This is a genomic window from Asticcacaulis aquaticus (assembly GCF_028550415.1).
Classification (GTDB): Bacteria; Pseudomonadota; Alphaproteobacteria; order Caulobacterales; family Caulobacteraceae; genus Asticcacaulis; species Asticcacaulis aquaticus.
In genome coordinates, this window is the sequence record NZ_JAQQKX010000012.1 from 66,866 (window position 1) to 91,388 (window position 24,523).

A 24,523-nucleotide genomic window follows, 5' to 3' on the forward strand; every position below is an offset into this window, starting at 1 on the left:
ACCTGACGTGCATCAAAGAGCCCATGTCGGCTTTGTGGGAATTTCCGGCCAGGCGTGTTGCGCCTGGAAAGGACGGGAACTCACATGCAGGGGCAGAGTTCATCGGAAGGTTTGGTCAAGGTCTCGGGTGCCGCCCAGGTTCGGGCGTTGAGTCTGACGACCATTGCCTTCACTATAAGTTTCGCCGTCTGGACGATTTTCGCCATCGTCGGCGTTCAGATCAAGAAGGAGCTGGGGCTCAGTGAGACCCAGTTCAGCCTATTGTTGGGCACGCCAATCCTCACCGGTTCGCTGGTGCGTCTGTTCATGGGTATCTGGGCCGACCAGTATGGTGGCCGGCCCGTGATGTTCCTGGTGATGATCTCATCAGCGATCTGCACCTGGCTTCTCATCTATTCGAAGACCTACGAGATGTTACTGGTGACGGCCCTTGGTCTGGGCGTCGCCGGCGGAAGCTTCGTGGTCGGGATTTCGTACCTGTCGAAGTGGTACCCGAAAGCCCGTCAGGGAACGGCGCTGGGGATTTACGGCATGGGCAATGTGGGCTCTGCTGTAACCAAGATTTGCGCTCCGTTCGTCATGGTGGCCTTCGGATGGCATGCCGTCGCGCAAATCTGGGCAGCTGCACTGGCCATCATGGCAGTGCTGTTCTTTATCCTGACCAAGGATGAGCCGGAACTGATCGAAAGGCGGCGGACGGGCGCCAAGGCTAAGTCGACGGCTAGGGCGCTCAGCCCGCTGAAGAAGCTGCAGGTCTGGCGTTTCTCCGTCTACTACTTCTTCGTCTTTGGCGGCTATGTGGCGCTCGCCCTATGGCTGCCGCGTTATTATGTCGGCGCCTACGGTCTTGATATCGCTCACGCCGGCTTGCTGGCCGCCAGCTTCTCCATTGCGGGCTCGATGTTTCGTGCGGTCGGAGGGTATTTGTCCGACACGATCGGTGCGCGCAAGGTGATGTATATCACCTTCATTGTCTGCGTGATCTGCTGCTTCATCCTCAGCTACCCGGCAACCGACTATGTGGTGCACGGCATCAAGGGTGACATCCGCTTCTCCATCAGCCTCGGCTTTTGGCCCTTCACTGTCGTGGTGTTCTGCCTCGGCCTCTTTATGTCGTTCGGCAAGGCGGCGGTCTACAAGCACATCCCCGTCTACTATCCCGAAAACGTTGGGTCGGTCGCGGGTATTGTAGGCCTGATCGGCGGGCTGGGAGGTTTCTTCCTTCCACTGGCTTTTGGCATTCTCAACGATCTCACCAATGTGTGGACCAGCTGCTTCATGCTGATGTTCGCTCTGGTCGCCATAGCGCTGACCTGGATGCACCTCGCCATTCAACGAATGGAGAAAGCCCGTCATCCCGAACTGCGTGGACCGAAATTCTTCCCGGAACTCGATCAAGCCGTCGGCCCAAAAGCCTGATCCTTATTCCTCCCTCTCGGAGAGAGAAAAATGTATGCCAATCTGACTGCCAAACAGGCCCTGGATCAGTGGAATCCTGAAGATGATGCCTTCTGGTCCGCCAAGGGCAAATCGATCGCCACCCGCAATCTGTGGATTTCGGTTTTCTGCCTGTTTCTCGCCTTCGCCACCTGGATGATCTTTTCCGTGGTGGCGGTAAATCTCAACAGTGCGGGCTTCAACTTCACCCAGGCACAGTTGTTCACGCTTCTGGCCATGCCGGGCTTGTCCGGAGCGGTGATGCGGATCTTCTGTTCCTTCATCGTCCCGATCGTCGGCGGCCGCAACTGGACCGTTATCAGCACCTCGCTACTGCTCATCCCTGCGATTGGGATTGGACTGGCGGTGCAGAACCCGAACACCTCCTATGCAACGATGGTTTTGCTGGCTTTGTCATGCGGTTTCGGTGGCGGCAACTTCTCGTCCTCAATGTCGAATATCAGCTTCTTTTTCCCAAAGAAGGCGCAAGGGGCAGCATTGGGCATCAACGCAGGCCTCGGCAATCTCGGCGTCAGCGCGGTGCAGTTCGTCGTACCTCTGGTCATCGGCTTCGCGGCTTTTGGTTCGCTGGGCGGCGAAGCGCAGACCCTGGTCAAGGAAGGCGTCGAAAAGACCGTCTGGCTTCAAAATGCAGGTTTCGTCCTTGTCGGTCCGATCGTGCTGGCGGTTCTGGCCGCGGCTTTCGGCATGAACAATCTGAAGTGCGCCAACGCGCCGCTGTCTGAGCAGCTCGTCATCTTCAAGCGCAAGCACATGTATCTGACGACCTGGCTCTACATCATGTCGTTCGGTTCGTTCATCGGCTATTCCGCTGCTTTCCCGATGTTGCTGAAGTCTCAGTTTGTCGAAATCAACGCCCTGCAACTGGCATTCATCGGTCCCTTGCTGGGCGCACTGATCCGCCCGCTTGGCGGCATGGTTTCGGACAAGCTGGGTGGCGCAATCGTGACGCTGTGGTCACTGTTCTTCATGATCGCTGCTGCGCTTGGGGTGGTGTGGTTCATTCAGGACGGCAGCCGCAACTTCGTGGGCTTCTTCATCGCCTTCATGGTGCTGTTCACGGCGTCGGGCGTCGCGAATGGCTCGGTCTTCCGCATGATCGGCGTGATCTTTCCGCCGAAGGAAAAAGCCCCGGTTCTGGGCTTCTCCGGCGCGGTTGCAGCCTTTGGCGCCTTCTATATCCCCAAGGGCTTCGGCTGGTCGATCGAGTCCACAGGGCACGCTGACGCCGCGCTCTATGGCTTCATCCTCTACTACCTGACCTGCGTAGCCGTTCTCTACGTCTGGTACCTCGGCAAGCGCGCCGAAGTGAAGTGCTGAGCCAAAGACAACAAAAATACCGAGGATAAAATAATGAGCCAGTTTTTGGATAGAATTTCGTTCTTCCGTCAGGAGAAGCAAAGCTTCTCCAATGGCCACGGCGCCAAGACGACGGAATCGCGCGAATGGGAAAAGGGTTACCGGGCGCGCTGGCAGCACGACAAGATCGTGCGCTCCACGCACGGCGTGAACTGTACCGGTTCGTGCAGCTGGAAGGTTTACGTCAAGAATGGTCTTGTCACCTGGGAGACCCAGCAGACGGACTATCCGCGTACCCGTCCGGACATGCCGAACCACGAGCCGCGAGGCTGCGCCCGTGGCGCCAGCTACTCCTGGTATCTTTATAGCGCCAACAGACTGAAATATCCGCTCATCCGCTCGAAGCTGATGAAGGCATGGCGCCGGGCAAAATCGCGGTTTGGCGACCCGGTCAAGGCTTGGGCCGCCGTCGTCGGCGATGCCAAGGTACGCAATGACTACCAGCAGGCCCGCGGCCGGGGTGGTTTTGTCCGCGCGAGCTGGGACGAGGTGAACGAGATCATTGCCGCGTCCAATATTCATACAGCCAAGACCTACGGTCCGGACCGGATAATCGGGTTCTCACCCATTCCGGCCATGTCCATGGTGTCTTACGCCGCCGGCAGCCGGTATCTTTCGCTCATCGGCGGCGTCTGCATGAGCTTCTACGACTGGTATTGCGACCTGCCGCCGTCGAGCCCTCAAACCTGGGGTGAGCAAACGGACGTGCCGGAAAGTGCCGACTGGTACAATTCGGGATTTATCATCGCCTGGGGCTCGAACGTTCCTCAGACCCGTACCCCCGACGCCCACTTCTTCACCGAGGTGCGTTATAAGGGTACCAAGACGGTTGCCGTGACGCCCGACTATTCGGAAGTGGCGAAACTCGCCGACCTTTGGATGCATCCCAAACAGGGAACGGATACGGCGCTGGCCCTCGCCATGGGCCACGTCATCCTCACCGAATGGCATCTGAAGGGAAAAAGCGACTACTTCGACGACTACTGCCGTTCCTTCACGGACATGCCGTTCCTGGTACGTCTGATCGAAAAAGACGGCCGACTGGTGCCCGAGCGTATGATCCGGGCCTCGGATTTTGAGGGCAGCCTCGACATGGACAACAACCCCGATTGGAAACCGGTCGTGGTCTGTGGTCGCAAAGAGCAGATCCGCGTGCCGAATGGAACGGCCGGCTCTCGCTGGGGCCAAACGGGCAAGTGGAACCTCGAACCCAAGGATGAGAAGACGGGCGAGGATATATGGCCGCTTCTGACCATGCTGGATCACAGCCAAAAGGAGGTAAAGTCTGTCGCGTTCCCGTACTTTGGTAACCTTGAGCACGACTTCTTCAACTCCACCGGCCACGACAGCATTCTGGAACGCAATGTCCCGGCGGTGAAGCTAGACCTGAAGGATGGTCCGGCCTACGTCACGAGCGTCTTTGATCTGTTCGCGGCCAACTATGGCGTGGACCGCGGGCTCGGCGGCGATAATGTCGCGACGTCTTTCGATGACGATGTACCGTACACGCCGGCCTGGCAGGAGGCGATCACCGGTGTGCCGCGCGATCAGGTGATTGAGATTGCCCGTCAGTTCGCCGAGAATGCGCACAAGACGCACGGTCGTTCCATGGTCATTGTCGGCGCCGGATTGAACCACTGGTACCACATGGACATGACGTATCGCGCCATCATCAACATGCTGGTGATGTGCGGATGTATCGGCAAGTCGGGCGGCGGCTGGAGTCACTATGTTGGCCAAGAGAAGCTGCGACCCCAAACCGGCTGGGCGCCGCTGGCCTTTGGCACGGACTGGAGCCGTCCGCCACGTCAGCAGAACTCGACCTCCTTCTTTTACGCGCATACCGACCAGTACCGGTATGAAAAACTGGAGATGGACGAAATCCTGTCTCCGCTGGCCGATCGCAACGAGTGGGCAGATTTGTCGCTCATCGACTGCAACGTCAAGGCAGAACGGATGGGCTGGCTGCCGTCGGCCCCACAGCTCGAAGTCAATCCGCTGGAGCTTGGCCGTCGCATTCATGCTGAAGGTGCCGATGCTGCCAGCCATGTCGCGCAAGGTCTCAAAAGCGGGGATCTCAAGCTGTCGTGTCTCGATCCCGATAATCCGGTGAACTGGCCGCGCAATATGTTCGTGTGGCGTTCGAACATTCTGGGGTCAAGCGGCAAGGGTCACGAATATTTCCTGAAGCATCTGCTCGGTACTCAGCATGGTGTGCAGGGAGTCGATCTCGGGCAGGAAGGCGCCAAGCTTCCGAACGAGGTCGTCTGGCATGAGGACGCGCCGGAAGGGAAACTTGACCTGCTGGTTACGCTCGATTTCCGTATGTCGACCACCTGTATGTATTCGGACATCGTGTTGCCGACAGCCACCTGGTACGAGAAAAACGACCTCAATACGTCCGACATGCACCCCTTCATTCACCCGTTGTCAGCGGCGGTGGATCCGGCCTGGGAAGCGCGTTCGGACTGGGACATCTACAAAGGCATTGCCAAGACCTTTTCGGAGCTTTGCGAGGGCCACCTTGGGGTCGAGCATGATGTGGTGATGAACCCCATCAAGCACGATACGGCCAATGAGCTGGCCCAGCCGATGGATGTCCAGGACTGGTATAAGGGTGAATGCGAGCCGATCCCGGGCAAGACGATGCCCACGGTGACCCTGGTCGAACGCGATTACCCCAACACGTTCAAAAAGTTCACGTCCTTGGGACCGCTTCTGACCAAGCTCGGCAATGGGGGCAAGGGTATCGGCTGGAATACCGAGCCGGAGCTGAAACTGCTAGGCGAGATGAACTATACCGTAACCGAGGACGGCATTTCGAAAGGATTGCCGAAGATCGATACCGCCATCGACGCCGCCGAAGTCATCATGACGCTCGCACCCGAAACCAACGGACACGTGGCGGTCAAGGCGTGGAATGCCCTGTCTAAGGCGACCGGACGCAAACACGTCCACCTGGCTGAGGCGCGCGAAGACGAGCATATCCGGTATCGCGATATCCAGGCGCAACCGCGCAAGATCATCTCGTCGCCGACCTGGAGCGGGATCGAGTCCGAGCATGTCAGCTACACGGCGGGCTATACCAATGTCCACGAACTGATCCCCTGGCGCACCCTGACGGGCCGTCAACAGCTCTATCAGGATCACAAGTGGATGCGGGCCTTCGGCGAATCCCTGTGCGTCTATCGTCCGCCGGTCGATTTGAAGACAACCGCGCCCGTCATCCATCGCTTCGGGAAGGACCGCAAGCAGGTCGTGCTGAACTTCATCACGCCGCACCAGAAGTGGGGCATTCACTCGACCTATTCGGATAACCTCTTGATGCTCACCCTGTCGCGTGGCGGGCCAATCGTGTGGATTTCCGAAATCGACGCCAGGAAGATCGGGGTCGAGGACAATGATTGGGTGGAGGCCTACAATTCGAACGGCGCGCTGACGGCGCGGGTGGTCGTGTCCCAGCGTGTGCCGGAAGGCATGATCATGATGTATCACGCGCAGGAAAAGATCATCAATGTGCCGACGTCAGAGATCACGGGCGCGCGGGGCGGGATCCACAATTCCGTAACGCGGACCGTTCTGAAGCCTACCCACATGATCGGTGGCTACGTCCAGCTCGCTTACGATTTCAACTACTACGGCACGGTGGGCGCCAATCGGGACGAGTTCGTCATCCTCAGAAAAATGAAGAAGGTGAACTGGGACAATGTCGAGGGCTACGGCCGCGGCGAACTCCCGACTGTCGACAATCGCACCGCGCAAGGAGCCTGATCCCATGAAAGTACGTGCTCAGATCGGCATGGTGCTGAATCTTGATAAGTGCATTGGTTGCCATACCTGTTCGGTAACCTGCAAGAACGTTTGGACCTCACGCCAGGGCGTTGAATACGCCTGGTTCAACAACGTCGAAACCAAGCCCGGCGTGGGCTATCCAAACGACTGGGAAAACCAGGATCGCTGGAAGGGCGGCTGGAAACGGCACGCCTCGGGCAAGATCACGCCCAAGCAAGGCGGCAAGTGGCGTACCTTGGCCGGGCTTTTCTCCAACCCGAACATGCCGTCTATCGACGACTACTACGAGCCCTTCACCTTCGACTACGAGCACCTGCAGAAGTCGCCGGAAGCGAAGACCATGCCGACGGCTCAGCCGGTGTCGGTCATCACCGGCAAGAAGATGAAGAAGATTAACTCGGGTCCCAACTGGGAAGAGATCCTGGGCGGCGAGTTCGAGAAGCGCAGCAAGGACAAGAATTTCGAGAACACCCAGAAGGAAATCTATGGGCAGTTCGAAAATACCTTCATGATGTATCTGCCGCGGCTATGTGAGCACTGCCTCAATCCGGCGTGCGTGGCCGCTTGTCCGTCAGGCGCTATTTACAAGCGTGAAGAGGACGGCATTGTCCTTATCGATCAGGACAAATGTCGCGGCTGGCGCATGTGCGTTTCGGCCTGCCCCTACAAGAAGATCTACTTCAACTGGGAGTCCGGCAAGTCGGAGAAGTGCACCTTCTGCTATCCGCGTATCGAGGCGGGTGAGCCCACAGTCTGTTCGGAAACCTGCGTCGGGCGCATTCGCTATCTGGGCGTTCTGCTCTATGACGCCGACCGGATCGAAGCCTCTGCGTCGGTTGAGGACGAACAGAACCTCTACCACGCGCAACTGGACATGTTCCTCGATCCCGAAGACCCAGAAGTCATCCGGGCCGCGAAGGCGGAGGGCATTCCTGACAGCTGGCTTGAAGCGGCGCGCCGTTCGCCCGTTTACAAGATGGCCATCGACTGGAAGATCGCCTTCCCGCTCCATCCGGAATACCGCACCCTGCCGATGGTCTGGTACGTGCCGCCGCTGTCTCCGATCCAGAACGCAGCAGCAAAGGGCCAGGTCGGCCTCAATGGAATCATCCCTGATGTCAAGTCACTGCGCATTCCTCTGACCTATCTCGCCAATATGCTTACGGCAGGCGAGGAGCGGCCAGTGCAACTCGCATTGGAGCGGATGCTGGCCATGCGCGCCTATATGCGTGGCCGGCACGTAGACGGCGTGGCAATGCCTGAGCTCCTGGAGCGGACGGGCATGGATACGGGCATGGTCGACGAGATGTACCGGTATCTGGCCATCGCCAATTACGAAGACCGGTTCGTCATTCCGACTTCGCACAAGGAGTATGCCGAGAACGCCTTCGACATGAAGTCTTCTTGCGGCTTTTCATTCGGAAATGGCTGCTCGACCGGTGACAGCAAAACCAATCTCTTCGTTTCCCCTAAGCGCAAAAATCTCTTCGGAGGCACTCATGTCGGCTGAACATCAAAAAGCTCTTACCTTCAAGGCTCTCGGCCTCATGCTCTGTTATCCGACACCGGAATGGACGGACAACCTGCCTGAACTGCTCACTGTGATTCAGGCGGAAGGCCTTCTCGGTCCGGCGCAGATTGACGGTGTGAATGCACTTGCCGATCACCTGCGCTCGGATGTCATCGCCGCGCAAGAGTCCTATGTCGCGACCTTCGACCGCGTCCGCTCACTCTCGCTGCATCTGTTCGAGCATGTGCACGGCGAATCCCGCGACCGCGGTCAGGCGATGATCGATCTGATCGATCGCTACAGGGAGGTCGATCTGATTCCGCCCACCAATGAACTTCCGGACTACCTTCCGATGTTCCTCGAATATCTGAGTAATCTGGATATCCGCGAGGCCAAGGAAGCGCTGTCTGAGCCAGTGCATATTATCGAGGCCGTGGCGAAGCGGCTTCAGGATCGGGAAAGTCCGTACCTGGCGGTGTTCAATGCCCTTCTGCATCTCTTGGGCAAGCCCGCTCTGCGCAAGGCTCATGTGATCATCGGCGGACAGAAGACGGCCGATCCCACTCTTGAAGACATCGACAAGGAGTGGGCCGAAATGCCCGTGGAATTCCTCGGCGCCACAGCGCCTGACACCGCGCAGCCCCACGCGCGCTGCGGTTCATAGGAGCCTGTCATGATCGATCAATATTACACCTTTTTTTTCGGGCTGTACCCGTATATCGCCCTGAGCATTCTCGTGATCGGCAGCATCATTCGCTACGACCGGGAGCCCTACACATGGAAGGCGTCTTCATCGCTTCTGCTGGCGGACAAGGGGCTGCGTATCGGGAATATTCTGTTCCACATCGGCGTGTTGTTCATCTTCGGCGGACACCTTGTCGGTCTTCTAACGCCACACTGGGTCTATGCCCCTTTCATCACGGCCGAGCAGAAACAGATGGTCGCGATTGTCGCGGGTGGTATTGCCGGCGTCATCGGCTTTGTCGGCCTGACCATTCTTGTCTTTCGCCGGCTGTTCGTGGCGCGTATCCGTCAGACCAGTTCCTTCTCTGACATGGCGGTGCTGCTTTTGTTATGGGTGCAGATCACTCTGGGCCTGACCACGATACCCTTTTCGCTGGGGCACCACGACGCCACTATTATGCTGAAGCTGTGCGACTGGGCTCAGTCTATTTTCACCTTCCAGCCGGGCGCTGCTGACTACATCAAGGGGCTTGCCTGGCCGTACCAGAGCCACATCATTCTGGGGCTCACCATGTTCGTCCTGTTCCCATTCACCCGCCTGGTGCACATGCTGAGCGTACCGGTAAAATATGTATGGCGCCCCTATCAGGTCGTTCGCAGCCGTATGGCGAAGCGCTGAGGAGACAGAGATGCCTATTTTCGTCAACGACACCGAAATCAGTGATGATCAGGTTTTCCGGGAGATGCAACATCATCCGGCGGAAGACCGGGAGACCGCTATGAAGATGGCGGCCGAGGCCCTAACCATCCGGGAGCTTCTTCTTCAGGCTTACGTCTCCGAAGGTTTGGGCCCCCGCGAGGGCTCGGAAGAGGGGGATCCTGAAGCGGACGACGACCGCATCCAGACGTTGCTCGATACGGTGATAAAGGTGCCGGAAGCGGACGAGGAAACAGCGCGGCGCTATTTTGAGAACAACAAATCGGAGTTCGCGTCCCTGGTTCCGGACGGCCTGCCCACTTTCGATAAGATGAAGCAGGTGATCATAGATTTCCTGCGTGATTCCAGCTGGCGAACCTCTGTGACCCAATACATCAAGATTCTGGCGGGCAAAGCGAAGCTCGCGGGCATCGATCTTGAAGCTGCGGAAACTCCGCTGGTGAGATAGTTAGCCTGCAACAACAACCTACGCCCGCGTTCACCGAGAGCGCGGGCGGTTCTTTAAGACGCTAGACAAGTCGTCAGGCCACATGCTTTTGGATCAGGCGACTCTCGAAATGCTCAAACGCGCCGCCCCCTTGCGTAAACCGCCGGCGGAAATCTCTGGCGAGGAAATAGAACTGGTTGTTCCAGTTGAGTATTTTGTTAATAGGTGAAGGTGGTCCCCACGGGGTGTTCTGTTGTCATTACGTCAGCTAAAAATGGTTTTGCAGCTCCGCGAAAATATCCGGGCGGTAGACGCATTTGGTTGATAGGGATGTAGCTATCGATTGCGCCACCACTGGGCTTAGCAAATACCCGTGGCGATACATTCCGTTGGCGCTGATCAGGCGGTTCTCGCACCCCCATTTTATCTTCGGAAGCTTGTGCGGATAAGTCGGCCGCACACCGGACATAATCTCCACAACTAATCCCGTACCCAGGCTTTCGCCGAAAAGGTGCCCGGCTGACATCAGTTGCCGCAGCCCATCGGCGCGGGCCATACCTTCGATCGGATTCTCCTCCTCGCGCATGGTGGCGCCCAGGATGAGGGTATCGCCGTCTTGCGGGACGATGTAGAAAGGCGCTTCCTCAGCGTGAAAACGCACCGGCCGGGATATGCGAAACTCATAGCTGGGCAAAAGTCGAACAGCTTCTCCCTTCACAGCATAAAGTTCGGGATCGCTATCTTCCGTCCAACCACGACAATCGATCACGCGATTGTAGGCTTCGAGCAGCTGGCTTGGCGATGCCTCTTCGCGGATCAACTGGCAACCGGATTTCAACAGAGTGTCGACCAGTGCTTTCAGCGCCCGGTCGACGACAAGATGGGCGTCGTTCGGGAAGAAAAGCGCTGTCGAAAAATGATCCGGCAGATGAGGCTCCAGAGCCCGCAAATCTGACCGTGTAAGCTGCACCCACTCGTCTGTCTGAGCCGCAATGCTGGACTTAAAGGCCTCCAGAAGGTGTAACTGAAGGTCCGTTACGACATAGAGGCTGCCATTGCGGATGAGCGCTTCGGGCGCCAATTCCTGCAGCCAGTCCTGCCAGACATTAATTGCATCACGACCCGCTTCTACAAACCGGAACGGCAGTTCGCCGGCTTCGCCCATGGGGGTAAGCATACCGGCCGCCGACGCGCTGGCCCCAGTGCCAGGGAAGCCGCTTCGGTCGTACACAGTCACCTTGTAATTCTGTCTCGCGAGTGTGAGCGCGCAGCTTAGGCCGCAAACGCCGGCGCCGATCACGGCAACGGTCTCTGTCATAGGCACCTCCATTCACTACGTCTTAGAATGGCAACGTTTGCGGGCAATTGACCTTCCTCAAGGCCTTCATTCACCGCACGTGCTTTTTTGTCTGAAAGCAAATTATGGAGGCGGCGATGACTGCAGCCCGTCACAAGGTAATCTCACGTCCAGGCGCGCAGCCTGCAAAGCCGGAGAGCGGCTTACCCTTTTTGAGCATAGGGTTTCGGCCACTGTTTCTGTGCGCCGCTGCCTTCGCGCCTCTGGCGCTGGTCTATTTCATATATACCTTCGCTCACGGCTCGACATCCTGGCCGAGCCGGTTTTCAGCCGTTGACTGGCATCGCCACGAGATGATTTTCGGGTATGCCATGGCGATCATCGCCGGCTTCCTCTTTACCGCGGTTAAGAACTGGACTAGCCAGCCTACACCTAAGGGAGCGTGGCTGGCGGCGATTGCGGGCATATGGATCGTGGGCCGCGTGGCGGTCCTGTTCTCTGCGTCAATGCCGGCGCTGGAGGCCATGATCCTTGATTTGCTCTTTCCGCTGGCTGTCGCGTTTGGGATTGCCATCCCTTTGATCAAGGCCAAGAACAAGCGAAATGTGTTTTTCATCGTGCTGCTGCTGCTTCTTGCCGTTGCAAATGGTCTCACCTGGCTGGGTCAAAGCGACCTTGGAATCGCAATCGCCCTGAACATCGTCCTGATGATGATCATTATCATTGGCGGCCGCGTGATAGCCATGTTCACAGAGCGGCCGCTGGGGTTGATGCTGAAGCGCCACCCCAAGGTTGACGTTATTGTCCTTGTTACATCCTTGGCGGCCTTTCTGCTGGAAATCGCGACGCACCTTTACGACGGCTTGCCAAGACCCATTATCGGTACAGCTTTTCTCTTCGCTGCTACGGCAAATGCCTGGCGCTTCAGCAGCTGGGAGACACTGAAGACGGGAAAGCATGCCCTGATTTGGGTGCTGCATGCCGGCTACGCCTGGCTCATCGTCGGTCTGGCCTTTAAGGCTGCCCATTTCCTCGGTGCAGATATTTCGTTCTCCATAGCAACGCATGCTCTTACGTCAGGTGCGATCGGCGTCATGACGCTTGGCTTCATTTCGCGCGTTGCGCTGGGGCACACCGGCCGCCCTCTTGTCGCTGGCACTGATATGGCTGTTGCATTCTGGCTTATAAACCTCGCGGCATTCTGTCGCGTCTTTGGAATGTGGCTGCTCCCTGAAGGATCGCGGACCTTCTACACCTTGGCTGCAGCCTTCTGGTGCCTGGCTTTCGTATTCTTCCTCTATCGATATACGCCTTATCTCCTATCCCCCCGCGCGGATGAATCTCCCCGTTCTAAGTCCACTTGATCCGGGTCAAGTGCGGCAGTCGCAACTACATCTAGTATGCGATTTGCAACAATTGACCATATGTTGATCTATGGAGGATCTTATGGCGGACAGCGAGCATGGAACGCATTTTGCGACGGAAGCACAGGCATTGGACTTTCTGTTCGGTGAGCGGACGGATAGCCAGGTCAGCTGCCGACAGACAGTGGAAGAATATATTCATCGACAGGACTGGCGTATCAACGCCAACGCCAACACGTCCTATTCCAATGCCGGACTGATCAATAACGCCGCCGGCAAGATTATTGCCAACTACTGGCTCGACAATGTGTATGCGCCGGAAGAGGCGAGGGCGCATCGCGATGCCGACATTCATATTCACGATCTGGACTGTCTGACCGGGTACTGTGCGGGCTGGAGCCTGCGGGGGCTTCTGGACGAAGGATTTAACGGGGTTCCGGGGAAGGTTGCGTCCAACCCGCCGCGGCACTTCCGTGAGGCGCTCGGACAGATGGCGAATTTTCTGGGTATCCTGCAGTCCGAGTGGGCGGGCGCTCAGGCCTTCTCCTCGTTCGACACCTATCTGGCGCCCTATGTTTTCAAGGACAAGCTGGGCTTCCCCGACATCAAGAAAGCCATCAAGAGCTTTGTTTATAATCTCAACGTGCCAGCGCGCTGGGGGCAAAGCCCCTTCACCAATATTACGCTCGACATCACGGTCCCGCCCGACCTGAAGGACAACTTCCCGACCGCCGGTAACCTGCACCTGTTCAGGGGTGTCGAAGACGCTGACCTGCTGGCTGCCGCGAAGGCCAGGGGCGTCGAAGCGCTGGAAGACCTGTCCTATCGTCATTTCCAGCCGGAAATGGAGCAGATCGTCGTCGCCTATTACGAGGTCATGACCGAGGGCGACGCGCAGGGGCAGCCCTTCACCTTCCCGATTCCGACGGTCAACGTCATGGAGGACTTCGCCTGGGAAGGCCCGGTGGCCGATGCCCTGTTTGAAAACACGGCCAAGATCGGTTCGTCCTATTTCCAGAACTTCATCGGGAGCCAGTATCTGACCAATGCGGATGGCGAGCGGGTGCCCAATCCCGACGCCTACGCGCCTCATGCGGTCAGAAGCATGTGTTGCCGTCTGCAACTCGATCTGCGGGAACTTCTGAAACGCGGGAATGGTTTGTTCGGTTCAGCTGAGATGACCGGATCGATCGGCGTTGTGACTTTGAATATGGCCCGTCTCGGCCACCGCTTCCGTGCAGACTGGGATGGCCTACTTTCCGAAGTCGATCGTCTGATGGACCTGTCGAGCGCTTCACTGGAAAAGAAACGCCGGTTCGTCCAGGACATGTACGATCGCGGCCTTTATCCGTACACCCGGCGGTACCTGCCGCACTTCCGCAATCATTTCAGCACCATTGGCGTCAACGGGGTCAATGAGATGGTCCGCAACTTTACGGCCGATGCGTACGATATCACTGATGTGCGCGGGGCCAGGCTGGCGGCAGATATCCTCGAGCATATGCGCGCCCGCCTGAGGATATATCAGGAGAGCACGGGCCATCTCTATAATCTGGAAGCGACGCCGGCCGAGGGGACGACCTATCGCTTTGCCAAGGAAGATGCCAAACGGTTTCCAGCGATGATCCAGGCAGGTTTTGACCAGAACATCTATTACACCAACTCAACACAGTTGCCCGTTGGCTATACGGATGATCCGTTCGAAGCCTTGAACCTGCAGGATGAGCTCCAGACCCGGTACACCGGCGGTACTGTGCTGCATCTCTATATGAACGAGCGCATTTCATCCGGCGAAGCCTGCAAGCGGCTGGTACGCAAGGTGATCGAAAACTATCGGCTGCCCTATATCACCATAACGCCTGTTTTCTCGGTCTGCGAGACGCATGGTTATCTGAATGGGGAGCAATCGAACTGCCCGCAGTGCGGACGCGAAACGCTCGTTTGGACGCGTGTCATGGGCTATCACCGGCCCGTGGCTAGTTTCAATCTTGGCAAGAAGGGCGAGCACAGGGAGCGCAAGCACTTCCGTGAAAATGAACCGAGGTTGCCGCTCTTCAGTTGTGAAGCCGTCTGACCTATGTGGGCGAAGCTTCCCGTCACCAGCCTCACACCGTTTACGTTTCAGGATTTTCCTGAGCATACGGCATGCATTTTATGGTTCTCCGGTTGTAACATGGCATGTGCCTATTGCCACAACCCGGATCTGGTGACGGGAGCTTTCAAACGGTTGCCTTCAGAGCGTATCGAGGGGTTCCTGGAGTCACGGCGCGGGCTTCTGGAAGGCGTCGTTCTTTCCGGTGGTGAATGTACGCTATCGAGCGCTCTGCCCTGGTTATGTCGCAAGCTGAAGGCGATGGGCTTTAAGGTCAAGATCGATACCAACGGCTCCCGGCCAGATCGTCTTGAGGCGCTCTTGGGTGACGATCTGATCGATTTCGTTGCGCTTGATTTCAAGGCGCCGAAGACAAAATATCGTCAGGTAACTCACCTCGACGATTGGGCGTCTTTTGAGCGCTCCCTGAGATTGTTGATCGGGTCTGATGTCGGTCGTGAAGTCAGGACCACGGTACACACCGACCTGCTGGATGAGCATGACGTCGACGCCATAACATCGACACTTCAGGATCTGGGCTACCAGAACAGCTATGTGGTGCAGGGGTATAAGGATGGTCCCACCTTGGGAAGCCTCGCACCACAGAAGCGCCGGTTCGATCGATCGCGTTTAGCCCCGCGACATTTCCCGTTCGTTTTCAGAAACATGGAATAGGCTGTGAAACAGACAACGGCAGAACGGCTCAGGAGTTATAAGGGCAGCTGGTGGCTGGGTTCGCCGCACCGGCTCTTTTTCGCGAGCGCCGCCACGTGGGCGTGCCTGGCATTGATATTGTGGATTGGTCAGGTTGGCAGGCTGCTGCACCACGCCGCGCTCACCCCGACCTGGCATGCCCATGAGATGCTTTGGGGCTATTTCTCTGCCGTGTTGATTGGACATGGATTGCTATCGGTCCCGAACCATACTGGCAAGCTGCCGGTAGCCGGCACCGGCTTGTTGACGCTGTGGGCACTCTGGCTCGCAGGTCGGCTTGCCATGCTCAGTCTGGCGCCTGCGGTCCTTAAGGCAGCCATCGACCTGAGCTTATGGGCATTGGTGCTCTTCGTACTGATGAGAGAAGTGCTTTCGGCGCGCAAAATCGCAAACCTGCCGTTTTTGACCGCCATACTCGCGTTGGGAGGGTGCAATCTCGCCTTTCACATCGGCTTGGTGGCGGTGACGCCTCGGTTGGCGATCTGTGCCATCGTGATGATCATCACGCTTATTGGCGGACGCATGATCTATAGCTTTACTGAAAATGCCAGGGTGGAACGTTTGCGAATGGCGGGTCAAAGCGCGAGCGGGCGGCCGATGGAAACGAAGCTATCGCAGCACATCATGTCTGGCATGACCGCGTGCTCGCTCCTTGCCTGGCTGATGGCACCGTCTGAGACGATTGCGGCTGCTTCGCTGCTGGTCGCCAGCATCATCTCCTTCATGCGTTTGGGCGTCTGGTTCGAGATGAGGCCGGCAAGAGATGTTTTTCTGAAAGGCATGTACGCGGCCTATGCGTGGGTATGCGTCGGCCTGATGACGCTGGCGACTGGCCCAGCCTATGAGCTCATCGCCCTGCATATTCTCATGATCGGCGCGATGTTTACGCTTACCTTTACGATCATGCTAAGGTCACTGCTGCGTGGTGTGGGGTATCCAAAGCCCCTGGTAAAGTCTGTCGGCTGGCTGCTCCTCACTCTGCAAGTAGCAGTCGTCGCTCGGGTCGCCGCCATCCTGGTGCCGAGCCTGCGCATGCCAGCTCTGAGCGCTTCCACGGCGGCGACCCTCATCGCCTTTATTGGGTTTCTGATCGTTCTTGCGGCTACGCGCAGGTTCAGTACTTCACCTGCACATAGGGCATGATCTTTCGCGTATCCGTCGCGAAAGTGTCCGCAGAATAGTCGGCGAACTTAATGCCCAGAGTGAGATGCGGGTTGATGTCCTTCTCGAGCAGCGCATTCCATTCCGTCCCGTAGCCCGTGTGTCCCTTATAGGCTTCATAGCTATGGTAGCTTAGGGTCGCACGGATGGAGGGGATGCCTTTCGCAGCCGGCACGGGGGCGTATTGCAGAGTTACCGCCTTATCGACAAGGCCATTTACCGGCGTGGTGAGGAACTTATCCGCCCAACCGTTGAAGAGATGGTTGGAGCCCAGACCGAACTGAACAGCTGAACGGCCGTCACTCCCGACGGATTCCCGCAAGTATTTGACTGTCCATGGTCCGCGTGTAATGGCGGGTTCGACGCTGAAATAGGGAAGATCATAGGCACGGGGAGCGCCGTCCAGGGATTTTTGCCGCGCCGCATCGACGACCAGTACGAACGTGTTTTCACTCACCTTATGGCGGGCTTCGATCCGTACGCCGGCAGTTACAGAGGATTGCGCCAAGGCGTCCGGAATATCGAGATGATAGTAGTAGCCGGTTGCTTTGATCGTGGGAGAAACTGACCAGACGAGATTGGCAAGACTGATGTTGGTGTCATCCCAGGTGCCGGCAGGTGCCCGCGTCCCAAGGGTACGATTCACCTGGTAGATGTGGGCGACTTTGAACGAGAGATTTTTGCTCAGCGGCCCTTCGAAGCTCAGTCCATCGAGCGTCTGGTCGTTCTGCCTCCAGCCACCTGTTCCGACGAACCGCTGATTGTCGATTACAAAGGTCTGGCGTCCCAGAGTGATTTTTTGCTTAGACGGCAACACATATTGAATAAAGGCGCGATTGATCAGTGTGTCCGACGGGTCTGGAACGGTCGGGTATTGCGTCTTTCCGTTCAGAGTATCGTTGAAGCGGGCCGAGCCCAGCACCGACACATTCTCGATTTCGAAAACACCGCTAAAGCCTTTCGCGGCGGGGGACAGGTAGGTCAGCCGCGTGCGAAGTGTATTGGCGTGTGCGGTTTCAGCGAGCCCTTTTTGGTCGACGTTTTCCGACCTGAGCCGGAGATCAAGCTTGACCTGCCCCCAAGGTGCAGGCGGGTTGCTGACATCCGCCGCCGCAGCGATACCGGGAAGAAGGCAGCCGGCGCCCAACAGACAGGAGGTCAGAAGCAGGTGTTTTTGCATGACGAGATCACCTTAATTAAAAGCTGGCTCTCTGTATTCGGTGACGCTGGTCTTAAGCCTTGACCTGTATCAACGCGGACAACTGGTCGCAGGGGCTATGAAAGAGGAGGAGGCGAGCTATGAATATTTCCGAGAACCCGTTGGGCGCGCTTGTCAGAGTCGCAAGGCCAGGGCGAACTGATAAGGCGGCTGAAGACTACTTAGGTGCGCGGCTTGCCGACGTCGGATACGGACAGGTTCTTATCGAGACGGTGCATGAGGATATCACCGCCATAAGAGATGCGGTGACGCGGCTGATCGCCAAACGCGTTCAGGTCATAGTAACGCTTGGCGGTACCGGGCCGGGACTTTTTGACGTTACGCCGGAGGCGATCGAACCCTTGCTAGAGAAACGCTTTGATGGTTTTTCGGTGCTCTTTCACATGTACAGCCATCAGACGGCGGGGCTTCCTGGCATGTTATCACGGACATTCGCCGGCACGATCGGCTCGACGGCTGTATTTGGTCTTCCCGGCAGTATCGGCGCTGTGACAGATGCGTGGGAAAACATACTGGCGTTTCATCTCGCACCGGACACAGACCAATGCACCCTTAGGCGCGTTATCAGTCCTGGTCGAAAGCCCGTTCAGGACTAGGCAGGCCTACCCTCGAGGGTCGTAATGTCCGCAAAACCAGGTCAAAGCCAGTCAGAGGGAGAGCTCGAAGCCGCTTCTCCACATCTAAAGATTTACCTGCGGGTTGTCAGTGCGGGCGACGTCGCGATTGGGCCCGGCAAGGCGGATCTAATGGCTGCGATACAGGCCTACGGCTCGTTGTCAAAAGCGGGTCGGGCACTTGGTATCAGCTACCGTCGAGTATGGGATATGGTTGAGGCGATAAACAAGGGATTTGATAAACCGCTGGTAACAACAAGCCACGGGGGCGCAAAAGGCGGAGGCGCCAGGCTGACGGAAACAGGTGAAATCGTCCTCGCGCTCTACAGGAATATGCAATCCGACGTTTCGGAGACTGCCGAGGCCCACTTCGATGAAATTAGAAAATATTTGAAAACAGATACATAAAGATTTTCTTCACTACCTCGTCATGGCTTGATGCACGTCAAACCAGCGATATGTTCAATTGTATATATCGTTTCGCTCTGTAGGTGTTCGGAGCGTTGAATGCGCCTTTTCCTCCTGTTTTTGCTCCTGTCGATTCTCGGACCTCCGGCGGCTGCAGGCGGTCGTACGGCTGATGTAAAGGTCGCCGTCGCGGCAAACTTCACGGACACGGCAAAAGCGCTAGGCACGGCGTTTGAGAAGAAAACAGGCCACAAGATCGTCTATACATTCGGTGCTTCGGGGCAGTTTTACGCCCAGATAGCCCATGGCGCCCCGTTCGAGGTTTTCCTCAGCGCCGACGCTGAACGGCCTCAGAAACTTGAAGCTGACGGTTTGACGGTGGCAGGCTCACGATTTGTCTACGCTTACGGCAAGCTGGTACTCTGGAGCGCCGATAAAAGAGTGGACCGCCGCGGATTGATCCTCGCAAAGGGCAATTTCGAAAAGATCGCCATCGCCGATCCGGCCGCGGCGCCCTATGGGATTGCAGCGGTCGAAACCATGAAGAAGATGGGCCTTTATGACAAGCTGCAGCCGAAAATCGTAAAAGGAAGCAGCATATCACAGACGTTCACTTTCGTTTCGACCGGTGCCGCGGAGATTGGCTTTATTGCCTTGTCCCAAGCCAAAGTAGCAAAGGGCGGCTCAATGTGGCTGGTACCGGAAAGTCATTATACGCCGATCGACCAGCAGGCAGTTCTCCTGAAAACGGGCGCTGGAAATCCGGCGGCCCGCGCCTACCTCGATTTTCTTAAATCACCGGAAGCCGTCCGAATTATTCGCGCCTACGGATACGAGGTACGGTAAACATGTGGGACGCGATCCGGGTCACAATTTTGCTGGCCGCTGTGACCACGCCGCTGATGCTGGCCCTGGCCACTCCCGTTGGCTGGTGGCTCGCCAAAGGTGGAAAGGGGAGCGCTGGCTGGCTTCGTGATATGGTGGCCGCCGTGGTGGCCCTACCCATCGTCCTGCCGCCGACCGTGCTGGGCTTCTATCTGCTGATCGCCATGGGCCCGAACAGCCCTTTGATGGGTTTATTGCAGCCCTTCGGCGTGCGGACTCTGGCCTTCACCTTTACCGGGCTGGTCATCGGCTCGCTGGTCTATTCGCTGCCCTTCGCCGTGCAGCCCATCCGCAATGCATTTGAAAGTATGGGCCCGCGTCCGCTTGAGGTGGCCGCGACCTTGCGCGCCTCGCCGTGGGACGCCTTCTGGTCGGTGGCCCTGCCGCAGGCGCGACGTGGCTATGTGACGGCGGCGCTGCTGGTCTTTGCGCACACGATCGGGGAATTCGGCGTGGTGCTGATGATCGGCGGCTCCATTCCGGGGCAGACCGAGGTGGTGTCGATCCGCATCTTCCAGGCGGTCGAGCAACTGAACTTTGCCGAGGCGCATCTGATTTCTGGCGGGCTGCTGGCCTTCTCCTTCGTGGCGCTAATCGTCATGCTGGTCGTTGATCGGCGCTTCGGCGCGCGCTCGGCGGGTATACGTCCATGATCAGCATCGATCTGAGCGGAGAAATCGGCGATCTTGACCTGTCCGTGGCCTTCGAGGCGGGTGCGGGGCTTACGGCGATCATGGGACCGTCGGGGTCGGGCAAGACGACATTGCTGCGCGCCATCGCCGGGTTGGAGCGTTTGAGCGGGCGGGTGCAGGTGGGAGACGCCGTGTGGCAGGAGGGCCAGAGTTTCGTACCGGTCCACAAACGCGCGGTCGGCTATGTGTTTCAGGAACCGTCGCTGTTCAGTCACCTGTCGGTCGAGGGCAATCTGGCCTTCGCGTTGAAACGAAATCTCAAGGGGGCGGACAGGGCGGCCATCATCGATCTGCTGCGCATCGGTGCGCTCCTGCCGCGCAATGTGGCGCGGCTGTCCGGTGGGGAGCGCCAGCGCGTGGCGATGGCGCGGGCGTTATTGTCTGGGCCGGAGTTACTTCTGATGGACGAGCCGCTGTCGAGCCTCGATCAGGCCGCACGGGCGGAGATATTGCCGCTGATCCGCGATGTGGCGGCGCGCGTGCCGGTACTGTACGTCAGTCACGATCCGCTTGAAGTCGCACGCCTGACCGAGCGCGTGATCTATATGGAGAACGGACAGCTAAGCGGACGACCTGCGGTGACCCTGGACGGGTTGTCTCAGGCCGAGATCGAGGCGCTGGCAATGAAAGCGCTCGGTTACGAAATCGCACGGCCTAGCGCGGCAAATAGCCGTCTCAGTTCAGATGGTTGATCACCCTGAACGTCCAGCCTGGCAATTGAAGAGTGCCTTAGGTCGCAATAAAGGAAGTTTACGTGCGGCGCAATGACATCCCGAGTTCGCGGTATAGCGTGATCGAACAGCGGTATTTAAGATGTCGGAAGCACGTGAAAAGATAGCCATCGGCTGATTCCGTGCAGCCGCATAAAATCCACCCATAATAGAGTACATATATTTTACAATGAGGGATTGACTCCTCCTGTGGTAAAAAATAACCTCGTTTTGCGTCGAGGGGTGCACGACAACAATTTGTGCGCAGAGTTGTTGCTCCCAAGTCCTGTTAGGGATTAAAGACAAGAAATGCGCCACCGGCATAAAGCCGACTAACGAAATCGGGAGAGTCAGATCGAGCGATCACGATCCGACCGGACCACGCAGCATCGACAGGAGGTCGCGGAGTTCGTGGACCGGATTCAATCGGCTTAACTACACATCGCACCTTCTAAAACCAGACACTTATCCATCCGAGGGGGTGATGGGTGAGGGCGGTTCCGATGATATTCAGGTAAACGAGGACCGAGGCCACAAAGGTGGCGATCCTGACTTTAAAAGGGAGCTTCTCTCTCATTGTTGCTATCCCCAGACCGATATACAGGACCACCTGAAAAATCTTTGTCGTAAGCCATTGGTTCGAGAAGACCTCTTTTGGCAGGATAAAGACGAGGGTAATTGCCGCGGCAAGAAGGAGGGAATCGATGAGGTAGGATGCCATTCGAAAAGCGCGCTGTCGGGGCCAATGAGCCCCTCGGAACATAGCGACCGACCGAACGAAATAATAAAGTCCGCTGAGCACGGCCGCGCAGATATGCAAGGTTAAGACGTAAGGGTAGAGGACCATGCGGGCAAACCTCGGTAAACTCTCGCTATCCCTACTTGTATATTTCGCAGAGCGTATCGACAATCCGCTTCGCCGCCGGATCACTGATCGAATAGTGGATCGTCTGTCCCTCACGGCGCGTTTCGACCAGCTCTTCAGCGCGCATCTTGGCCAAATGCTGCGAGGTAGCTGGAACGCTCTGTCCAAGGTAATCAGCCAGTTTAGACACGCTGGCTTCCCCCTCGAACAGCTTGCACAGGATCATCAGCCGCTGCTCGCTGGCAAGCAGCTTAAGAAGCCGCGTGGCCTTGCAGACATTGGGTGTGAGGGACTTCAGCTCTCCAGCAGTTACGGTCATCGGAGCCTTCTTCCCACGACTTTTCCTTGAACACAATATAGATAGCCGGAATGACGAGAACGGTCAGCAGGGTCGACGAGAGCAGGCCAAACAGCAGCGAGATGGCCAGCCCCTGAAAGATTGGATCGAACAGAATCACCGCCGCCCCGATCATGGCCGCCAGAGCGGTCAGCAGGATCGGTTTGAAACGGGTCGCGCCAGCCTCAAGCAGAATGTCGCGCAACGGACGGCGGTTGCCCGCGGCGTCGAACTCGGAATGGCGGATGAAATCGACCAGCAGGATCGAGTTGCGAACAATGATCCCCGCCAAAGCGATAAAACCGATCATGGAGGTGGCCGAAAACGGCGCGCTGAACAGGATGTGGCCGAAGACAATGCCGATCAGGGTCAAAGGCACGGGCGTCAGTATCACCAGCGGCAAGCGGAAGTTTTTGAACTGGGCCACCACAAGGATATAGATGCCGAGCAATGCCACGCCAAAGGCCGCGCCCATATCGCGAAAGGTCACCCAGGTGATCTCCCATTCCCCATCCCAAAGGACCGTCGGCACGGTTTCGTCGGCGGGCTGCCCGTTGAGGCGGATGACAGGCTTCGGCAAACTGCCCCAGTCGGCTTTGTTGATGGCGTCATTGACGGCGCCGATGCCATAGATGGGGGCCTCGTAACGGCCCGCCAGCTCGGCCATCACCATTTCGGCGTCACGGCCATCGCGGCGAAACAGGGCGGTCGAGCCCTTTGTCACCTCGAAATCAGCCACTTCATCGAGCGTGATGAGGCGTCCTGCCGAGGATGCCACCGGCATCGCCTTGAGGGTGTCGCTGAGATAGCGTGCGTTCTGCGGCAGGCGCAGCGCGATTTCCAGCGGCTCACGCCCTTCACCCGTCCGGGTCGCCTGCTGTGCGTAGCCCAGCACCCGGCCGTTCATCAGCATACTGACTGAACCGTAAAGCTCGCTTTCCGACACGCGCAGGGTTTCCAGACGCGGCCGGTCGGGCACGACGCTGAGCGACGGGCGCGGCTGGCCATAGCTGTCGTCAATATCGACGATATAACCGACACTGTGGAAAATGCCCTTGGCCTTCTCGGCCACCGCACGGCGCGTGGCGGTGTCGGGACCGTAGATTTCCGCCAGAAGAGTAGCCATGACCGGCGGCCCCGGCGGGGCTTCGACAACCTTTATAACGCCTCCCTGCGGCAGTTTCACGGCCTTGAGCCGTTCACGCAGGTCCAGGGCGATATGGTGGCTGTTGCGCTTGCGATGGTGCTTGGCGGCCAGAATAACGTTGAGGTCACCCTGCTCAGGTCGTTTGCATCGATGAACTGGGCTTTGTGCCTCTGTCGAAGACCGGGGCTGAGTTACTGTTCGAACTGATCTCGCAGCGCTACGAGCGCGGATCGACCCTCATCACAAGCAATCTGCCCTTCGATGAATGGACCGAAACCTTCGGATCCGAGCGCCTCACTGGTGCCTTGCTGGACAGCATGACCCACCGCGTCAGCATCCTTGAGATGAATGGCGACAGCTATCGTCTGGCCCATAGCCGCGCCCGCAAGGCCAGTCCTACTCCCTAATCACCCCCAAAAACAGGCCGCCCGCGTATGGGAGCACCTTACGGGCTACGCCCTCCAGGCGCTTCCATACGCGCGCCTCAACTGGCCTGATTTTGCGCCGCCCCGTGGCCGGATTTTGCTCCGCCCTTGACACAACGATGACCCCTCTGTCACCGAGGCCGTGGCCGGGGCACCGAGAATCTTACTGGTCGAGGATCTTCCGGCGAATGTACTTATCGCCCAGCATTTTCTCGAAGAATTCGGCTTTGCCCACGATCTTGCTACCAATGGCCAACAGGCACTTGATCGCATTCTGGCAGGCGAGGAATTCGACGCCATTCTCATGGACGTCCAAATGCCAGTGATGGACGGACGTGAAGCAACACGACGAATTCGAGCCTTCGAACGGGAAACCGGAGGCACCGCCAACCAGATTATCGCGATCACCGCGCACGCGATGGCGAAAGATCGCGAAGAATGTTTTGAGGCAGGAATGGACGATTACATCACCAAACCGTTCGACGGCAGAGTACTGGAGCAGAAGCTGGTACGTGCCATTGCTATCCGAAGAAAGTCGGAAAACCGGTTCCTGGGCGATGTATCAGTTTCAGATATCCACACTCAGCAGGCTCCAACCTCCGATAGTGCGGTGGGAAGCACGAATTAGCGCCACCCTACTCGCGT

Annotated in this window: 22 protein-coding genes and 2 pseudogenes; 19 read left to right on the forward strand and 5 right to left on the reverse strand. The window is 57.6% G+C overall.

The genetic code is table 11. The features are described from left to right. Window positions 1–84: 84 nt before the first annotated feature. The 8 genes and pseudogenes from PQU92_RS14220 to PQU92_RS18925 form a co-directional block, all read left to right on the forward strand. The gene (locus PQU92_RS14220; RefSeq protein ID WP_272748912.1) at window positions 85–1,419 is read left to right on the forward strand and encodes an MFS transporter; all 1,335 of its coding nucleotides are present in this window, start codon (window positions 85–87) and stop codon (window positions 1,417–1,419) included. Window positions 1,420–1,449: 30 nt separating this feature from the next. Beyond that, window positions 1,450–2,778 carry a NarK family nitrate/nitrite MFS transporter gene (locus PQU92_RS14225; RefSeq protein ID WP_272748913.1) on the forward strand — a complete coding sequence of 443 codons (1,329 nt, stop codon included), beginning with the start codon at window positions 1,450–1,452 and terminating at the stop codon, window positions 2,776–2,778. A 33-nt stretch (window positions 2,779–2,811) separates the two neighbouring features. Further along, a complete protein-coding gene (locus PQU92_RS14230; RefSeq protein ID WP_272748914.1) occupies window positions 2,812–6,588 on the forward strand; it encodes a nitrate reductase subunit alpha in 3,777 nt (1,258 codons plus the stop codon). 4 nt (window positions 6,589–6,592) lie between these two features. Then, on the forward strand, window positions 6,593–8,119 hold the full coding sequence (gene narH, locus PQU92_RS14235) for a nitrate reductase subunit beta (protein WP_272748915.1): 1,527 nt from the start codon (window positions 6,593–6,595) through the stop codon (window positions 8,117–8,119). After that, window positions 8,109–8,783 (forward strand): nitrate reductase molybdenum cofactor assembly chaperone, encoded by a 675-nt coding sequence (narJ, locus tag PQU92_RS14240; protein WP_272748916.1) that lies wholly within the window; start codon window positions 8,109–8,111, stop codon window positions 8,781–8,783. The genes narH and narJ overlap by 11 nt, the downstream gene beginning before the upstream one ends. A 9-nt stretch (window positions 8,784–8,792) precedes the next feature. Beyond that, window positions 8,793–9,482, forward strand: a complete 690-nt coding sequence (gene narI / locus PQU92_RS14245) for a respiratory nitrate reductase subunit gamma (RefSeq protein ID WP_272748917.1) — start codon at window positions 8,793–8,795, stop codon at window positions 9,480–9,482. A 10-nt stretch (window positions 9,483–9,492) separates the two neighbouring features. Continuing rightward, window positions 9,493–9,969, forward strand: coding sequence for a hypothetical protein (locus PQU92_RS14250; protein WP_272748918.1), 477 nt, complete (start codon window positions 9,493–9,495; stop codon window positions 9,967–9,969). Between the two features lie 49 nt (window positions 9,970–10,018). Next, window positions 10,019–10,177 (forward strand): annotated as a pseudogene (locus PQU92_RS18925) (energy transducer TonB); the annotation flags it as partial. A gap of 39 nt (window positions 10,178–10,216) precedes the next feature. Here the strand turns inward: PQU92_RS18925 and PQU92_RS14255 are convergent. Continuing rightward, the gene (locus PQU92_RS14255) at window positions 10,217–11,266 is read right to left on the reverse strand and encodes an FAD-dependent oxidoreductase (RefSeq protein WP_272748919.1); all 1,050 of its coding nucleotides are present in this window, start codon (window positions 11,264–11,266) and stop codon (window positions 10,217–10,219) included. Between the two features lie 116 nt (window positions 11,267–11,382). Between PQU92_RS14255 and PQU92_RS14260 the strand changes: the two genes are divergently transcribed. From PQU92_RS14260 to PQU92_RS14275, 4 genes are all read left to right on the forward strand, one after another. After that, on the forward strand, window positions 11,383–12,609 hold the full coding sequence (locus PQU92_RS14260) for an NnrS family protein (RefSeq protein ID WP_272748920.1): 1,227 nt from the start codon (window positions 11,383–11,385) through the stop codon (window positions 12,607–12,609). Between the two features lie 82 nt (window positions 12,610–12,691). Beyond that, the gene (locus PQU92_RS14265) at window positions 12,692–14,683 is read left to right on the forward strand and encodes a ribonucleoside triphosphate reductase (protein WP_272748921.1); all 1,992 of its coding nucleotides are present in this window, start codon (window positions 12,692–12,694) and stop codon (window positions 14,681–14,683) included. A gap of 3 nt (window positions 14,684–14,686) precedes the next feature. Continuing rightward, a complete protein-coding gene (locus tag PQU92_RS14270) occupies window positions 14,687–15,376 on the forward strand; it encodes an anaerobic ribonucleoside-triphosphate reductase activating protein (RefSeq protein ID WP_272748922.1) in 690 nt (229 codons plus the stop codon). A 3-nt stretch (window positions 15,377–15,379) separates the two neighbouring features. After that, entirely contained in the window at window positions 15,380–16,558 is a 1,179-nt protein-coding gene (locus tag PQU92_RS14275; RefSeq protein ID WP_272748923.1) for an NnrS family protein, read from the forward strand. Here PQU92_RS14275 and PQU92_RS14280 read toward each other — a convergent pair. Further along, window positions 16,530–17,756, reverse strand: a complete 1,227-nt coding sequence (locus tag PQU92_RS14280) for an alginate export family protein (protein WP_272748924.1) — start codon at window positions 17,754–17,756, stop codon at window positions 16,530–16,532. The two genes, PQU92_RS14275 and PQU92_RS14280, sit on opposite strands and share 29 nt — an antisense overlap. Before the next feature lie 119 nt (window positions 17,757–17,875). Between PQU92_RS14280 and PQU92_RS14285 the strand changes: the two genes are divergently transcribed. From PQU92_RS14285 to PQU92_RS14305, 5 genes are all read left to right on the forward strand, one after another. Continuing rightward, window positions 17,876–18,391 carry a MogA/MoaB family molybdenum cofactor biosynthesis protein gene (locus PQU92_RS14285; protein WP_272748925.1) on the forward strand — a complete coding sequence of 172 codons (516 nt, stop codon included), beginning with the start codon at window positions 17,876–17,878 and terminating at the stop codon, window positions 18,389–18,391. Between the two features lie 24 nt (window positions 18,392–18,415). After that, a complete protein-coding gene (locus PQU92_RS14290) occupies window positions 18,416–18,817 on the forward strand; it encodes a winged helix-turn-helix domain-containing protein (protein WP_272748926.1) in 402 nt (133 codons plus the stop codon). A 99-nt stretch (window positions 18,818–18,916) separates the two neighbouring features. Continuing rightward, window positions 18,917–19,663: a molybdate ABC transporter substrate-binding protein gene (modA, locus tag PQU92_RS14295; protein WP_272748927.1), complete on the forward strand. Its 747-nt coding sequence runs from the start codon at window positions 18,917–18,919 to the stop codon at window positions 19,661–19,663. Between the two features lie 2 nt (window positions 19,664–19,665). Then, window positions 19,666–20,355, forward strand: a complete 690-nt coding sequence (gene modB / locus PQU92_RS14300; protein ID WP_272748928.1) for a molybdate ABC transporter permease subunit — start codon at window positions 19,666–19,668, stop codon at window positions 20,353–20,355. Continuing rightward, the gene (locus PQU92_RS14305; RefSeq protein ID WP_272748929.1) at window positions 20,352–21,086 is read left to right on the forward strand and encodes an ATP-binding cassette domain-containing protein; all 735 of its coding nucleotides are present in this window, start codon (window positions 20,352–20,354) and stop codon (window positions 21,084–21,086) included. Before modB ends, PQU92_RS14305 begins: the two co-directional genes overlap by 4 nt. Before the next feature lie 469 nt (window positions 21,087–21,555). On the opposite strand, the gene PQU92_RS14310 is transcribed toward PQU92_RS14305, so the two are convergent. Genes PQU92_RS14310 through PQU92_RS14320 form a run of 3 tightly spaced genes read right to left on the reverse strand, consistent with a single transcriptional unit; the run spans window position 21,556 to window position 23,684 of the window. Continuing rightward, window positions 21,556–21,951 (reverse strand): SirB2 family protein, encoded by a 396-nt coding sequence (locus PQU92_RS14310; RefSeq protein ID WP_272748930.1) that lies wholly within the window; start codon window positions 21,949–21,951, stop codon window positions 21,556–21,558. A gap of 31 nt (window positions 21,952–21,982) precedes the next feature. Then, window positions 21,983–22,288: an ArsR/SmtB family transcription factor gene (locus tag PQU92_RS14315; protein WP_272748931.1), complete on the reverse strand. Its 306-nt coding sequence runs from the start codon at window positions 22,286–22,288 to the stop codon at window positions 21,983–21,985. After that, window positions 22,221–23,684, reverse strand: coding sequence for an efflux RND transporter permease subunit (locus tag PQU92_RS14320; RefSeq protein WP_368407117.1), 1,464 nt, complete (start codon window positions 23,682–23,684; stop codon window positions 22,221–22,223). The genes PQU92_RS14315 and PQU92_RS14320 overlap by 68 nt, the downstream gene beginning before the upstream one ends. Here PQU92_RS14320 and PQU92_RS14325 point away from each other — a divergent pair. Both PQU92_RS14325 and PQU92_RS14330 read left to right on the forward strand, forming a co-directional pair. Beyond that, a pseudogene (locus tag PQU92_RS14325) lies at window positions 23,588–23,860 on the forward strand (ATP-binding protein); the annotation flags it as partial. The gene PQU92_RS14320 and the pseudogene PQU92_RS14325 sit on opposite strands and share 97 nt — an antisense overlap. A gap of 160 nt (window positions 23,861–24,020) precedes the next feature. Beyond that, the gene (locus PQU92_RS14330; protein WP_272748932.1) at window positions 24,021–24,506 is read left to right on the forward strand and encodes a response regulator; all 486 of its coding nucleotides are present in this window, start codon (window positions 24,021–24,023) and stop codon (window positions 24,504–24,506) included. Window positions 24,507–24,523 lie beyond the last annotated feature (17 nt).

Coding starts and splice junctions, on each gene's coding strand:
- modA (WP_272748927.1), top strand. CDS start 18,917: ATGCGCCTTTTCCTCCTGTTTTTGCTCCTGTCGATTCTCGGACCTCCG.
- PQU92_RS14260 (WP_272748920.1), top strand. CDS start 11,383: ATGACTGCAGCCCGTCACAAGGTAATCTCACGTCCAGGCGCGCAGCCT.
- PQU92_RS14250 (WP_272748918.1), top strand. CDS start 9,493: ATGCCTATTTTCGTCAACGACACCGAAATCAGTGATGATCAGGTTTTC.
- PQU92_RS14220 (WP_272748912.1), top strand. CDS start 85: ATGCAGGGGCAGAGTTCATCGGAAGGTTTGGTCAAGGTCTCGGGTGCC.
- PQU92_RS14305 (WP_272748929.1), top strand. CDS start 20,352: ATGATCAGCATCGATCTGAGCGGAGAAATCGGCGATCTTGACCTGTCC.
- PQU92_RS14285 (WP_272748925.1), top strand. CDS start 17,876: ATGAATATTTCCGAGAACCCGTTGGGCGCGCTTGTCAGAGTCGCAAGG.
- narI (WP_272748917.1), top strand. CDS start 8,793: ATGATCGATCAATATTACACCTTTTTTTTCGGGCTGTACCCGTATATC.
- modB (WP_272748928.1), top strand. CDS start 19,666: ATGTGGGACGCGATCCGGGTCACAATTTTGCTGGCCGCTGTGACCACG.
- narH (WP_272748915.1), top strand. CDS start 6,593: ATGAAAGTACGTGCTCAGATCGGCATGGTGCTGAATCTTGATAAGTGC.
- PQU92_RS14310 (WP_272748930.1), bottom strand. CDS start 21,951: ATGGTCCTCTACCCTTACGTCTTAACCTTGCATATCTGCGCGGCCGTG.
- PQU92_RS14270 (WP_272748922.1), top strand. CDS start 14,687: ATGTGGGCGAAGCTTCCCGTCACCAGCCTCACACCGTTTACGTTTCAG.
- PQU92_RS14265 (WP_272748921.1), top strand. CDS start 12,692: ATGGCGGACAGCGAGCATGGAACGCATTTTGCGACGGAAGCACAGGCA.
- PQU92_RS14290 (WP_272748926.1), top strand. CDS start 18,416: ATGTCCGCAAAACCAGGTCAAAGCCAGTCAGAGGGAGAGCTCGAAGCC.
- PQU92_RS14255 (WP_272748919.1), bottom strand. CDS start 11,266: ATGACAGAGACCGTTGCCGTGATCGGCGCCGGCGTTTGCGGCCTAAGC.
- PQU92_RS14280 (WP_272748924.1), bottom strand. CDS start 17,756: ATGCAAAAACACCTGCTTCTGACCTCCTGTCTGTTGGGCGCCGGCTGC.
- PQU92_RS14230 (WP_272748914.1), top strand. CDS start 2,812: ATGAGCCAGTTTTTGGATAGAATTTCGTTCTTCCGTCAGGAGAAGCAA.
- PQU92_RS14225 (WP_272748913.1), top strand. CDS start 1,450: ATGTATGCCAATCTGACTGCCAAACAGGCCCTGGATCAGTGGAATCCT.
- narJ (WP_272748916.1), top strand. CDS start 8,109: ATGTCGGCTGAACATCAAAAAGCTCTTACCTTCAAGGCTCTCGGCCTC.
- PQU92_RS14315 (WP_272748931.1), bottom strand. CDS start 22,288: ATGACCGTAACTGCTGGAGAGCTGAAGTCCCTCACACCCAATGTCTGC.